Consider the following 13,124-nt stretch of genomic DNA (forward strand, 5'->3'; position numbering starts at 1 on the left):
AAAAATAAACATCCATGGACATCCTGAGCTCATTCCTGATAGTCACAGTTAGCGCGTGTATCCACGCGAGTTTTCAGTTGAGCGTCAGTATGCTAACGCTTCTCAGCGGACATGCTATAGGTGCTAAGCATTCTCATGCGAGACTTATACGATTAACGAGTGGTTTTATATTCGGCACCTCCGTCATGACAATTTTACTTGTTTCTTTTATGTCGTATTTATTACAACAATTATTTCATGGTACGCCTCCACTAATTGTTTGGGCTGTAAGCTGTGGATTACTATTCGGGCTTGGTGTTGCTGTGTGGGCCTTTTACTACAGACGAAATGACGGTACGACACTTTGGCTACCGCGAAGCGCAGCAAAATACCTTACAGATCGCACGAAAGCAACAAAAAGTAGCGCTGAAGCATTCAGCCTTGGTCTAAGCAGCGTCACTGCTGAGCTTATTTTTATCATAGCGCCAATTATGATTGGGTCACTCGCTATAGTTCACTTATCGCCACAGCTACAGCTTGCAGGTGTAGGCTTATATTCAATCGTATCAATGCTATCACTACTACTTGTGTGGGCGCTTGTTGGTAGCGGTCATAGCCTTAGTAATATACAAAAATGGCGAGAGCACAACAAACGGTTCTTGCAGTTCGCTGCTGGCAGTGGTCTCATTGCACTCGGATTCTACGTTTATGTCGATCAAGTTATCTCCGTCACGGCCCTTGCCGCTGGAGGACAGTAATTATTATGAAGGCTATTGATATCATCAAGCAGGCCGGTAGACGGCCATCAGAAAGCTTTCAACGAGAGAAGCTTCACGCTAGCATCCGCGCAGCATGCCTTAGCGTTCGAAGTCCGGTAGGATCAGCCGAGACAACGGCTAATAATGTGTGTGATGCCGTTATTATCTGGCTAGATACGAAACCAGAGGTAACAAGTAATGATCTCCGCCGAATTGCTAGCCAACATCTTGAAAAATTCCATCCTGACGCCGCATATCTATATAAACATCATCGCTTGATAATCTAAGGAGCAACAATATGGCAAAAAAACAAACATTTGATTATGACCTCATAGTTATCGGCAGCGGTGCTGGTGGTAGCGCAGCGGCAACAATCGCAGCTCGTGCAGGTAAAAAAGTAGCAATTATTGAAGCAGATACATTTGGGGGAGACTCGCCTAACTGGAGTGACGTTCCGACTAAAGCTCTTCTTCATGTCGCTCACCTTTATGATGAAGCTAGGCATGGCGCACGTTTCGGACTCCGCTCTGGTACGCTTGGTTACAATTACCCATCACTCCGCACTTGGAAAGAACTTGCCGTTAAACGCACCGGTGCAGGTGGAAATCGCAAATATTATGAGAATGAGGGAATTGATACGTTCAATGGTAATGCACACTTTCTAAGTCCTAATGAAATTAGTATTAATCGTCGTCACCTATCAGCTGCTAACTTTATCGTCGCAACAGGATCACACTGGGTTGCGCCAAACATCCAAGGTCTTGATACTACTTCATACCTTACTCCGCGTACTATTCTTGAAGCAATGCGGCCACCAAAAAGTCTTTTTATAATCGGTGCCGGCACTATCGGTATTGAAATAGCACAGCTCATGGCTATATTTGGAACAAAAGTATATCTTGCCGAAATTGCATCGCGTATATTGCCACAAGAAGACCAAGAAGTAGGTACTCTTCTTGAACGCTTACTCAAAGAACAAAAGGGAGTTACTTCTCTGACGCAAACTCGCGTGCTAAGTGTTCAAAAAGAAAACATTCATAAACGAGTTACGTATAGTCGAGGCGGTGTTGAGAAATCCGTATTAGTTGAAGAAGTACTCATTGCAACCGGACGTGTTCCGACAGTTGATATTGGGCTTGAAAATGCATCTGTTATCTATACACCCAAGGGTGTTGAGGTAAATGATCATCTTCAAACCAGTGCTCGTCACATTTTCGCAGCTGGTGATGTGCTCGGACATAGCTCTCATACGCATACAGCACTGCTTGAGAGCCGTGTAGCGGCTAATAACATCCTCCATAAAACTAAGGCAGTACCAGATTATACAGCAACACCTCGATTGACATTCACCTACCCAGGAATTGCATCTGTTGGATTATCCGAAGATGACTGTTTAAAACGTGATTTACCTATTAATACAGCAATAGCACCCTTAAATATTATTGCTCGTAGCAACACAAGTGATTTTCGTGATGGTTTTGCAAAAATTATTACAGATAAAAAAGGTGTTATTCTTGGAGCGACAGTCGTTGCGCCTCATGCTGCTGAAATAATTCACGAATTAACACTTGCTGTAAAATATCAATTAACAGCTAGCCAAATTGCAGACACTCCTCACGCATTTTTGAGCTGGAGTGAAGCTGTACGCGTCGCCGCCGCAAGATTAAGCTAATGTTGAACTAATATTTGTTGACATGGCCTATATGTTACAAAAATAACTCATGTTGGTCATGACTACTACAAAGGTGACTCATTTCTACAATCTGATCTTAGTATTGCAAGAATACCCCTGAGCACTCTTTTTTTAGCAAAGAGTATAGTAACAATACTAAAAGATGTGACAATCACAAAAACAATGAAGATTGATAGATCCCTTCACTTTGTTACAACAAAGTGACTTAGTCAGTATTCGACTTAAATGCTTCTAGCTCAACATATTTCGTTGGAGTGGCTGTGTATTCTACAAGTGGCATTTCAAAGACCTCTTTAGTACCTGCTTTTACAAGTTTCTTTTCACTGTAAACAGTTCCCGTATAAGCACCTAAATCAATACTGCTGCTATTCTTGGCCATCTGAGTGGGGTTATTAGCTCGACCTGTTGCTTTAATTTGCAGGAAGCGATCCTCATGACTAGTATTATTATACGTAATTTTATAAACAATCTTATTTGCATTTTGGAATGGGTTATCATATCCGAGAAGCCCTATAAGCCCATCACTACCGGTAATTTCAATCGACTTATACTCTGTGGTGCTCTTATCTGAAAAAGAGCGAAGCCCTATTGTCGCTCCTACACCAAGTGCAAATGACAGTACCGCACCAAGTACGACGATAAGTATGCCGAGTCGAGTCCTATACTGTGTATATATGTTATTCTTCGTCAGTTTTTTTACCATAGAATATTCCTTTTTTAATCTAAGCATAAGTATAACACTTGTTGAGATAAGGTTGGAATTTGAGCATAACAATACAAACTTCATACACATAAACTGATTATGTACATTAATGCATCAACCGCGACTACTGGAAACTAATAAAATTATCGTCTATACTTTACCCGCGCTAAACATGTAAAGACTAGACCGTGCGACCTGCTTTATACTCATCTATTTTTTGCTTAATTAGCAACTGTTGTTCAACTGAATAAGCATCTGCAAATATAGAGCCGAACCTTAATTTGAGCGTAACACCAATATTGTCGCCAAGCTGGTCAATGATACGTTCAATTGGCCTTCGAGATAATTTATACTTTTCGACTAATCCTTGTAAGCTTAGATATCCTTCCTGTGCAAATTCAGCAAAATTTCCTCTTTCTTCTAAGTATATTCGAATTATCTCCTGTTGACTCGGAGAGAATGCATCCGCAACTCTGGCGCCAAACTTAGATCTCACAACATCTCCAAGCTGAGGACGAAGTATTTTTATAGCCTTTTCAACCGTCATCCTGTTTAAGCAAAACTTCTTACTTAGTTCATTGATCCCCTTGAAGTTATCTGGCATATCTGGAAGTATTATCTCCATACTTACAAGGTAATCCTCCAACATTGCTTGTTGGTACGTCGAATAAACGGCAGTGACATGACCACTTAATTTTGCTTGTGCAATTTCCCCTAAAACCTCTTCTATTTTACCAAGCGCATTTACTACAGTAGTGTAATCAATTTTCCATTTCCTAGCCATAGCCGATACAGTGAGATAACCTTTTGGTGGTTTTTCGTTAAATAAGCCTCTTTGTTCAAGGTAAACTTCAATCGTCTGTTGTTGTTCATGAGAAAATACGTTTTGTGTAGCGCGCCCTTTTTTCGCAGTTATCACTACCCCAAGTTGACCTATTAAAGCATCTACAGCCTTGATGATTGTCTTCCTATCTACTGAGAATTTTTTAGCAGTTTCACCCGCAGTTAAGAAACCTTCTGGAGCAAACTCTGCAGATTGCAAATAATTATTTTTAATCTCTTCTGATTTATGCTCAGTTTCAGACAAGCCTATTTCATCAATACTACTTTTCATATCATTCATGAAGTTGCTTGAATATACTATACGTTTACCTATTCCAGGAACGTTAGTAATAAGTTCATTTAATTCAGCCTTTGTAAGCTGAGTTAAGTCTAACTCTGAATTGTATTCAACAACTACCGAAGTGTCGAATACATACGTAACGTTCCCTTCCTCGTCGCACACCAATATAGATCGTTCTAATTCAGTAACCTCAATAAAATTATAACTTGATTTTCTCATCATTCCATCAGTGCTAGCAGTTTTTAGGATTAAAGATTCTTTATTGTGAATATCGATACCAAAATCTTGTTCTAACAAAAATAATGTTGTTTTGAGACGGTTAATAATATTTTTTTCAATGAATGAAGTTTCGCCTACTCTAATATCAACAAAAGTATCACGAGTAGGAACAATCGGACCTACCAAAGTCGTAGCACTCTTCATTATCGTATCTATTGACTGAATTGACTCCGACAAGTCTGCAATATGATCGAGAGACTTTTCTAACTCACCAAGCTCAAAATAACTAAAAGAGAAATCTTCTGACTGAGCATTAGTCGAACCCGCTACTGTAGGCTGTTGGTCATAAGAGCTTGTGACCTTAATCGTGAGCTCTATCAAGTCATCTAGCGCATCACTAGCATATGTATCAATTGTCTCAGGCGTGAGTTGTCGTGAAAGAATATTATCAAGATTTGATTTAAAATTTTCGGGTTGAAAAGGAGCTATTTCTATTTTATTGTTCATGAATTTAATTATATTGTATCAGAATAATGTATATATGTCAATATAGTAAACGTTTAGATACGATAACTTTTACAACTATTCTAATACAAATAAAAAATAGAGATTAGCTTAATACTAATCTCTAAATAATATCTTTTCTTGGTTGCGGGGGTAGGATTTGAACCTACGACCTGTTGGTTATGAGCCAACCGAGCTGACCAGACTGCTCCACCCCGCGGCACGTGTACTATTCTAACAGAGTGAAGAGCAGTTTACAAGTTTGGTCTATTGCTGTTTATTACCACCAAAAATAAAGTTCATCCACTGTTGAAACTTACTCTGTTGAGCTACGGGCTTTGCGGTAATAGTCGCTATTGATTGGATATCAGCATTTTTTGCAGCTTCACTATTTTGAGGTAGTATAAGTACACTCTCACCTGGCGTTACAAGTCCGAGACGGTCACGAACGGCTAGCTCTTGATACTCGTTACTCTGATAATATTTCTTTTCAAATGCGAGGCTCTGCACTTCTAAATCTGCTAATTTTTGCTGTCTTGACTTACCGTCAACTTCTTTTTGAAGATCATAATTTCGTTGCATGACCCCTATCGATCCCCATGCCCAACTTGCTCCAATAAGTAGTGCAATCGTAATTACAACGTTATTAATCGTGAAATAACGATGTGAAATATGGTAATATGTTTTTCGGATGTTTATTTTTTTCATGATTTAACTACATTCATTATAGCCCACTATGCTAGCAATAGGCTATAATATATCGAACGGGGGCGTAGCTCATCGGTCAGAGCAGGCGGCTCATAACCACTTGGTAGGTGGTTCAACTCCACCCGCCCCCACCAGTCATGATGAATTGCCTCTTCGGAGGCTTTTTGTATCTGTACAGGCATGGTTATGACCATATCAAGTTCGTTGCTGCGGCAACCACAGATTCAAATATGCGTGAAAATGCGTCCCAATATGCGGTTGGAACGTTTCTTGATAAACCTGATGCCCTAAGAACTCTTAGGAATACCGGCGTTCTCGAAGGTGATCTTGGTGCCATAGTAACAAACGCGACCATCTTTGCGATTGCAGCAACTACTACCTATTATATTAAAGGTACTAAGCTATTTGGGGGCGGAGTCATTAGCTTCAAAACAGAAAATGGCGAAAAGCCTTTTAAGCCAACTATGGCATGGGGAGACTATATTGCTTACATGGAGAAAAATCACCCTGATGCAACAGCAGTTGCTCGTCATATAAGAGTTGGGGCTACGAAAAAAGCCAACGAGAACGTCATTGCAGTCATGGGTTATTTGATTGAGCAAGGAATCATAAATGAACAACTCATCATCAATAGCTACAAGTAGTATTTCTCCTGATTTCTCAGAAGAAGACTTAAAAGTTCTTGTTGAATATTTCGAGCTGCTTATCGAAATTGATCGTGATTTAAAGAATAAAGTTGTTAATACTTAAAGCGACAATATCTTAAGTGAGTATGGTTTTAAACTTTAATAACTATCTTTTAGCTGGTGGACAAATCTCGTGTTTTCGATCAAACCAAATCACGTTAAAAACGCTGTCTTCCAAAACACCAAAAACTCTGTGAGTTCCATCTAGCCTCAAAGAAAATAACTCATCCTCTACAATTCCTAACTGCGTTGCCCTATCTTGAGCACTTTTAATTAGCTCGTGCATTGGGATGTGGTGACTATTCGTGCCGCGAGTTCGTCCTCCGGAAGCAGTAGCTAAAGCTCCCCAGGTTGTGCTTTCTCGTGCCTTTAATGCATCCAATAAGACGTGATCAATTGACTTTGAAAATTGATGCAAAATAGCAGTTCCGCTAGCATCATTAGGATCCTCCACAACGTCATTAAAACTGTCGAGGACAGACCAATCCTTATGCTCGGTATCAGCACGAGAGAATCTCCATGATGGACTCATATGATAAGAGCTTTCAACTTTTTCTGTTGACCTAGGTGTCTTATTGCTAGAAACATCTACCGCAATAACAGGAACTTTAGCACTCATTTTATCGTGATGAAATTCCAGTGTAATAATCTTGCATTACATCTTTAGAAATAACCGCGTTTGAGGATTCACCCATTGGTGTCTCGCCCCTTGCATCTTTCCAAGGACGCTCTCTATGCGTAAGCTCACTTAGATAAAAAGGTTCTTTTTCTCCGTAAAATGCTAAAACTACATCAATCGTGTGTGTATCTTCTGCGCTAAATTCATGGTCTGAATAATCGGACAAAAAACTCTTTTCAAGGACATAGAGACCTTTATGTTTAGCGTACAGTTCAACACTCACAGGACCATTAGCCCATGCTTGGAAATCCTCATCAAAAAGGGGTTTTCCTTCCCACACCAAAGACCACGCTTGTGAATAGTACGCAAGCTTTTGAAGCTTTAGGGGAGTTAAGTTATCACCAGACGACTCAATGATCTTTCTGGCAACGTGCAAAATTGATTGTTTCATATCTAAATTGTACAACAATTAACTATTTATGAACACAAATCCCCTTACCCGTTATTGTGGACGCGTCTTTCCATTCTAATAGCACCCGACATAAAATCGGGCTTTTTGTTACATTTTTATAACTGTCTTTATTTGAAGTGCAGACAATTCCTATCTAAAACCAGCGATATGAGTCTCGAATATCATGATACGAGTACCCTGCCTCACCAGGAATAGCACGCTTGCGGGCAAACTCTGCAACCGAAACAATATATTCAACAGAGAAAAATTCATGAAGCATAATTGCAATTAAACTTGCAGCAGGGAACATAAATCCCGATTCAATATGTCGAATATGTATCCACGGCTTATCCTCAAAATCATCTGGAAATAATTGTTCGCTAGATAAAAAATCTACTGAGTTTTTCTTGCTACTATTATCATAATTTTCATCCAAAATAGCTTCATCAAGTTTAAGTTCGTAACCAAGCTGAAGAAATGCAGCCTTTAGCGGTTCCTTGAATAAAAAAGTTCGCGTCATCATCATTCCTGAGATTAGTTTTGCGATAACAGAACTTGTAAAAGGAAAGATTGTATATGGGGCAACAGCCCTTAGTACCTCTGTTTTATGAAGTGCGTCTAGGTTGTCGTAATTTGAGTGCATAACAAAATGATCAGATCGATCCGGTGGTTTGTAAAGATCCAATTTCTCGGTCAATTCCTCAATTGATTTGCCCACAAGACTAGTAAAATCAAAAGCATCTACGTAGAGGTAAGGGGCGATGTATTTTCCATAAACACCTTTACGCTCAGCTTGCTTCATGATCGCACCTGCAGATGGTAGAAAATCCAACTTTGAAGGATACACATCCTCTACAGCTATAGTCTGCACGCCGTACCATCGTCTAGTTGAGATCATAATTTGAGCTTGCCACAGCCGAAACTCTTGTTTTGTTATCGGTTTTTTCGCATCAAGCTTCTCTTGAATTTGTTTCGCGGTGGCAAGATCCTTGTTTGATTTTACCTCTGAAAGATAGGGGGTGATATCGGGTACAGGATTGTACAAGCTTAAATCACCCACGCGAAGTGTATTAGTAATATCATGTATCATAACGTATCCACCGTTAAGTACGGCATTTTTTGCCCATTCAACTTCACGTTTTCTGCCAGACTTGTCGTTGGCAGCACCTGGTGATCTTGCTTGAGACAGGACGCTTATGACAAACCTCGTATAACCATTAGATCGCCATGCCATGCCGTCACCTACCGTCCTAAAAGCATAGGCTAAAGTCTTGTTCCTCTTTCTTTGTTTGAGTATTTCATTATTTCCTGACTTTCGAGCTTCTTGCTTGCCCTCAGACACCACCTTATCAGTACTCTCAATCAACTCAAGTAAACCTAGCTGCAACTCTAGGTGCCTTTTTGGGTTATTGTAGAACTCTGCTTTCTTTGCCTGTTTAACAAGGTCAATAAGTGACGGTAAGAAAGACAAGTAGTATGGATCGGTAAATAGACCATACCCGTCTTTCATGAATTGATGTGTCTCGTACATTGTTCCAGTATAGATCTAGTAATCAATTCACACTATAAGAGCCGGGTACCAAACTCCTGCACCTCAGTAATCCTCATTTCACTATCGATTTTTACTAACCCTGCGTCCACATTTTTTAATGCCCTAATTTTTTGAGCAAAATCATACTTAGGATAAAACAGCTTCGAAAAACTATTAGGTATATATAAGTAACCAGGTTCAGGGTAAAGTTTGATCAACCTGTGTCCAGTTTCGTTGCCATACTGCATAACTAAACTCAGCTCAGAAATATTTGGACTTAAGTCCTTGATCTTTTCCGCTAAGGACGAGAAATCTAAAGACCGCAAAGGCTTGTAAGCGTAGCAAACAAAGATAGTTTGAGGTGAAGTATATTTCATTACTTTTTTCTTGAGCGCTTCATACAACTCATCCGTTGAATTTAAACCCCATTCAAATACCTCTATTTCGAAATTTTCACCAGTAGTGATGCCGTCACCATTCACAACCCTAAACCCAAAGTAATCCGGTTGGGAATCGATTGGATTAGGCCTCAGATAAATTAGGTTGCTCATGGCTTTACTCGCAGCCTTTGCATACATCGCAGCAATCCAGCCCTCGCGTAAGACTTTATATTTTCTTGATATGAAAGCATCATCACCAACCTCTTTAATTGTTGACTGCATAAGCTCTATCAAGATTCGAGGGTTTGTATAAGTCTTCTCATTATTAGTTCTACTACTCATTTACTTTGATTATGATACCGAAAATCTTTTTTTTAAATATTCAACGGCACTTTACATGATGAATGTTTTTGTGGGTGTAAATTTATCACCCCCCCGACAACCTAAACTAACTAGGATCGACACGGTGGTTGCGCTCTTTCTGTCCTGCTTTACAGAGATATTCACTTTATTTACTAATAGAATAACCGACCAAAGCGGTTCTGACTTCGTGCATAATGCCCCACCAACCATAGGCACTATAGAAAAGTCTCCAGTTTGGAGGCTTTTTGCTATTATAGGTTTATGTACCCATCCACAATATATCGAGTTGTAGCAAAAGCATTAATCACAGACACCAATGGCAAAGTACTTGTAGTAAAAGAAAATAATGACTTCTGGAGTCTTCCTGGGGGTGGGCTTGAGCATGGAGAGTCGGCGACAGATTGTCTTAAACGTGAGATTAAAGAAGAAATAGGCATCAAAGAAGTGTCTGTCGGCGGCATTCTGTACTCAACTAATGTTTACCTCGATCGAATTGATACCTGGATGACGTGGATTGTATACAAAGTAGCTATTAGCTCTTCTAACTTTGTAGTTGGCTACGGCGTAACTGATGCACAGTATATAGATATTCAGGATTTACAAGATACTACAGACCTTCTCGAAAAACTTATAGTTGAAACCGTTCAAGCAATTAAATAAGTTCTGACTTCAATCATAATGCCCCACCAGATTAGCCACTCATGATAGTCAGAACTTTTCTGACTCTTTTTTTGTTACAAGTCACTTCCGATAGGCATGAAAATACCCCGTAGAACGGCCGCTATGGTATTTCCACATGGCTTATTTACGGGGTAGCGGACCCTTTTTCTCGTTGGCGTGGTTACGCTCGAAGCAGTTCGTACGACATCGACTTGAGCTTCTGTCGCTTCGATTGATTCGCCATCTCCCTTTTGATATCAGGGGACATGGGTATTCCTTTGAAGAGGAGCGTCACGTACTGATGTCCCAAAGTTTGCAAGCTGTCCGCGACATCAGACGCAGTCAGAGTCAGCTGAAGGGCGATTCGCTCACGCGCCTCGGCATCACCGTATCCACGATCGCTACCGAATCGACTTCCCACGACCAGGTCGTAGTAGTACTCACGTGATGACTTGAGGGTCGTCACGCTGATTCGAACTACCTGATCGAAGTTTCCGATTGCTCCCACGGAAGCAGTGCCAGACACACCATGCGCGACACTTCCACTGTCTACTGTGACATTGTGACCTTGGTTCTGAAGGAAATGCAAGAACTTCTCCTTGGAACGGAACCTACGAAAGAGTGGCATTGTCATACCCCGATCTGTTCGAAATGAAAAGGACTAGTTATATTATATAATAATGATTACATTTGTTCAATAGCTATCTAAAGGCTCTGCGAAGGATCCTTCTCAAGATTATTTATGATGTAGCTTTGTTCTAACTTCGTTCACAATGCCCCACCAATAAAATAGGCGGACTAATTTGTCCGCCTATTTTATTTTTAGCTATTATACCCTTTTGGTGGATGAATTCCAGCCTGAGCGAGAGAGGCCTTGGCAAGTGTTGCTGAACCATATTTATCTAATGCAATGTCGAGTACTTTGTCATATTGCTCTATTGCATCTTGATCTACAGGTTCAACGCCGATACTATCAGGTTCTGCATCGTCATGATCATCTGAGACTTCTGGAATGTCATACTCTATGTATCCATTAACTGGGATATCGTACTCATCGCTCGGTAGATCTGCGCCTGGAAGATGATCAATCGTCTGTGTCATATTAATAATACTATAACACACTATATGCTATTTTGTCAATATTTATACTGTAGTGTGGTGTTGTGAGCCAATTGTGAAGAGCTTTGCAAATCCCCAGCCGACGAGTGTGTAAACAATAATACCGACAATAGTGCCAATCTCAAGTGTTGATGCACCATAAGTAGGCTGGTAGCTAAACATACCAAAGAATGGTGCCGCAAAAATACCACTAAGAGAGTAGACGAAATCTACGAACCCATTTCCCTGATTTGCGCCAAGGAGTTGAAGGACAATACGAACTGCAAGAAGCGCAACGATGACTCCAACTATATACCAGACGACTCGCTGAGCAATTATGCTACCCGAAAGGCTGCTTCGTGTCTCTACGGCTTGCCTGCGAACTTTCGTATCGCCTGCTTGTTGGTTTGTTTCACGGACCTCAGTAACTTGCGTTTGTTTCTCATCCATAACTTCTACCTCCTGGTTTTGCTTATGATAATAATCATATCACAATTATTAAATGTTCACGGAGCGCCAATAGATAAGTGAGTACCCTTCTATTCCCAGCGGAAAACTCTAAACGCAATCGTGTAGATGATTATCATCCATAGACCGATAAGACCAACTTGAGGAAGAATATCGACTAAGTGCTTACCTTCAGTTGCAATGAGGCGAATACCATCAATGACTGGTGTTAGCGGAAGAAAGCTAGATATATTCTGAACCCATTCCGGCATAAGGAAACGTGGGAAGAAAGTACCCGATAGAAACATCATAGGAAAGACGATGATGTTTGCGAGTGGCGCAACCTGTCGTTCATTCTTAGCCCATCCACCTAGCGCGAGGCCAATACCAAGTATCATAACGATACCAAAAACGAGAAATACAGCTAACTCGAGATAATTACCTACAACATTAAGATGGAAGATACTGAGTGCAACGACAAACATAATACCTAAGCTAATAAGACCTATGAAGGCTTGGCCAATCATGACAGATAGGAAATATTGCCAAACTTTTAATGGAGTCGTTGATAGGCGACGCAAAATTCCCATTTTTTTGAGTTCTGGAAAAACATTGACTGGACCAAAAATTCCCATACCTATAATTGCGAACCCAAGCAGGCCTGCAAATGCATAGTCGAAGCCCGATAGACTACGTTCATTTAGTTGTTCGCTCACAACGCTAAACGGTGTTTCATTTTTAACAAGTGTCGAGTTAATGCCATTGAACTGCACAGTCAAAACCGAGCTTAACGCCTGAGCCGACTGCTGATTATTTTGTGTAAAAACAATCTTTGCCTGTCCACTAGGGATCGTTGCACCCTGCCTCACTTGTCCAAAGTCACTCGGTAGTACAATTGCAGCATCAAGCTCCGAACGGGTCATTTTATCTTTTGCAGCATCGAGAGTCTTTACGTCCTTATCGACTTTGAGTATCGTGCTGTCAGCTGCTTTTGCGGTAAAGTCTTTAGCAAAACTACTGGTCGATTCATTAATAATTGCGACTTTGAATGAAACATTGCCCGAACCACTGTTGAGGCCACCAAAAACAAATAAGAAAATAAGCGGGAAACCGATACTAAAAAATAGGGCTAACTTATCACGGAAAAAGCGTCGAGTGTTGATCTTGACGAACGTCATGACAGTGAAGAGTGATTTATTCAT

At 40.5% G+C, this 13,124-nt stretch carries 17 protein-coding genes and 2 tRNA genes; 7 read left to right on the top strand and 12 right to left on the bottom strand.

Going from position 1 to position 13,124, the window contains the following annotated elements:
- Positions 1–89 precede the first annotated feature (89 nt).
- The 3 genes from ABIS22_02620 to ABIS22_02630 are packed head-to-tail and all read left to right on the top strand — an operon-like array spanning position 90 to position 2,409.
- Positions 90–737, top strand: a complete 648-nt coding sequence (locus ABIS22_02620; GenBank protein MEO7740784.1) for a hypothetical protein — start codon at positions 90–92, stop codon at positions 735–737.
- 5 nt (positions 738–742) lie between these two features.
- Positions 743–1,024, top strand: coding sequence for a hypothetical protein (locus tag ABIS22_02625; GenBank protein ID MEO7740785.1), 282 nt, complete (start codon positions 743–745; stop codon positions 1,022–1,024).
- 11 nt (positions 1,025–1,035) lie between these two features.
- Positions 1,036–2,409: an NAD(P)/FAD-dependent oxidoreductase gene (locus ABIS22_02630; protein ID MEO7740786.1), complete on the top strand. Its 1,374-nt coding sequence runs from the start codon at positions 1,036–1,038 to the stop codon at positions 2,407–2,409.
- Between the two features lie 226 nt (positions 2,410–2,635).
- Here ABIS22_02630 and ABIS22_02635 read toward each other — a convergent pair whose 3' ends face one another.
- The 4 genes from ABIS22_02635 to ABIS22_02650 all read right to left on the bottom strand — a co-directional run bounded on the left by ABIS22_02635 (position 2,636) and on the right by ABIS22_02650 (position 5,687).
- Entirely contained in the window at positions 2,636–3,133 is a 498-nt protein-coding gene (locus ABIS22_02635; protein ID MEO7740787.1) for a hypothetical protein, read from the bottom strand.
- Between the two features lie 181 nt (positions 3,134–3,314).
- Positions 3,315–4,982 (bottom strand): hypothetical protein, encoded by a 1,668-nt coding sequence (locus ABIS22_02640; GenBank protein MEO7740788.1) that lies wholly within the window; start codon positions 4,980–4,982, stop codon positions 3,315–3,317.
- 139 nt (positions 4,983–5,121) lie between these two features.
- Positions 5,122–5,199: transfer RNA gene (locus tag ABIS22_02645), tRNA-Met, on the bottom strand.
- A 47-nt stretch (positions 5,200–5,246) separates the two neighbouring features.
- Positions 5,247–5,687, bottom strand: a complete 441-nt coding sequence (locus ABIS22_02650) for a hypothetical protein (GenBank protein ID MEO7740789.1) — start codon at positions 5,685–5,687, stop codon at positions 5,247–5,249.
- Between the two features lie 58 nt (positions 5,688–5,745).
- Here ABIS22_02650 and ABIS22_02655 point away from each other — a divergent pair.
- From ABIS22_02655 to ABIS22_02665, 3 genes are all read left to right on the top strand, one after another.
- A tRNA-Ile gene (locus ABIS22_02655) sits at positions 5,746–5,821 on the top strand.
- Positions 5,822–5,851: 30 nt separating this feature from the next.
- The gene (locus ABIS22_02660) at positions 5,852–6,331 is read left to right on the top strand and encodes a hypothetical protein (protein ID MEO7740790.1); all 480 of its coding nucleotides are present in this window, start codon (positions 5,852–5,854) and stop codon (positions 6,329–6,331) included.
- Positions 6,300–6,437, top strand: coding sequence for a hypothetical protein (locus tag ABIS22_02665; protein ID MEO7740791.1), 138 nt, complete (start codon positions 6,300–6,302; stop codon positions 6,435–6,437). Before ABIS22_02660 ends, ABIS22_02665 begins: the two co-directional genes overlap by 32 nt.
- A 42-nt stretch (positions 6,438–6,479) precedes the next feature.
- Here ABIS22_02665 and ABIS22_02670 read toward each other — a convergent pair whose 3' ends face one another.
- From ABIS22_02670 to ABIS22_02685, 4 genes are all read right to left on the bottom strand, one after another.
- Complete coding sequence (locus tag ABIS22_02670; protein MEO7740792.1) at positions 6,480–6,905, bottom strand: hypothetical protein; 426 nt, start codon at positions 6,903–6,905, stop codon at positions 6,480–6,482.
- Positions 6,906–6,993: 88 nt separating this feature from the next.
- Complete coding sequence (locus tag ABIS22_02675; protein ID MEO7740793.1) at positions 6,994–7,443, bottom strand: type II toxin-antitoxin system antitoxin SocA domain-containing protein; 450 nt, start codon at positions 7,441–7,443, stop codon at positions 6,994–6,996.
- A 154-nt stretch (positions 7,444–7,597) separates the two neighbouring features.
- Positions 7,598–8,974 carry a hypothetical protein gene (locus ABIS22_02680; GenBank protein ID MEO7740794.1) on the bottom strand — a complete coding sequence of 459 codons (1,377 nt, stop codon included), beginning with the start codon at positions 8,972–8,974 and terminating at the stop codon, positions 7,598–7,600.
- 32 nt (positions 8,975–9,006) lie between these two features.
- The gene (locus ABIS22_02685; protein MEO7740795.1) at positions 9,007–9,636 is read right to left on the bottom strand and encodes a hypothetical protein; all 630 of its coding nucleotides are present in this window, start codon (positions 9,634–9,636) and stop codon (positions 9,007–9,009) included.
- Positions 9,637–9,978: 342 nt separating this feature from the next.
- Here ABIS22_02685 and ABIS22_02690 point away from each other — a divergent pair, with 342 nt between their 5' ends.
- Positions 9,979–10,377: an NUDIX hydrolase gene (locus ABIS22_02690; protein MEO7740796.1), complete on the top strand. Its 399-nt coding sequence runs from the start codon at positions 9,979–9,981 to the stop codon at positions 10,375–10,377.
- A 181-nt stretch (positions 10,378–10,558) separates the two neighbouring features.
- Here the strand turns inward: ABIS22_02690 and ABIS22_02695 are convergent, their stop codons facing one another.
- From ABIS22_02695 to ABIS22_02710, 4 genes are all read right to left on the bottom strand, one after another.
- A complete protein-coding gene (locus ABIS22_02695) occupies positions 10,559–10,966 on the bottom strand; it encodes a hypothetical protein (GenBank protein ID MEO7740797.1) in 408 nt (135 codons plus the stop codon).
- Between the two features lie 233 nt (positions 10,967–11,199).
- Entirely contained in the window at positions 11,200–11,478 is a 279-nt protein-coding gene (locus tag ABIS22_02700; protein MEO7740798.1) for a hypothetical protein, read from the bottom strand.
- 42 nt (positions 11,479–11,520) lie between these two features.
- Entirely contained in the window at positions 11,521–11,925 is a 405-nt protein-coding gene (locus ABIS22_02705; GenBank protein ID MEO7740799.1) for a YggT family protein, read from the bottom strand.
- An 89-nt stretch (positions 11,926–12,014) separates the two neighbouring features.
- On the bottom strand, positions 12,015–13,124 hold the full coding sequence (locus tag ABIS22_02710) for an ABC transporter permease (protein MEO7740800.1): 1,110 nt from the start codon (positions 13,122–13,124) through the stop codon (positions 12,015–12,017).

The sequence above is a fragment of the Candidatus Saccharimonadales bacterium genome, assembly GCA_039928925.1.
GTDB lineage: Bacteria > Patescibacteriota > Saccharimonadia > Saccharimonadales > Saccharimonadaceae > UBA6022.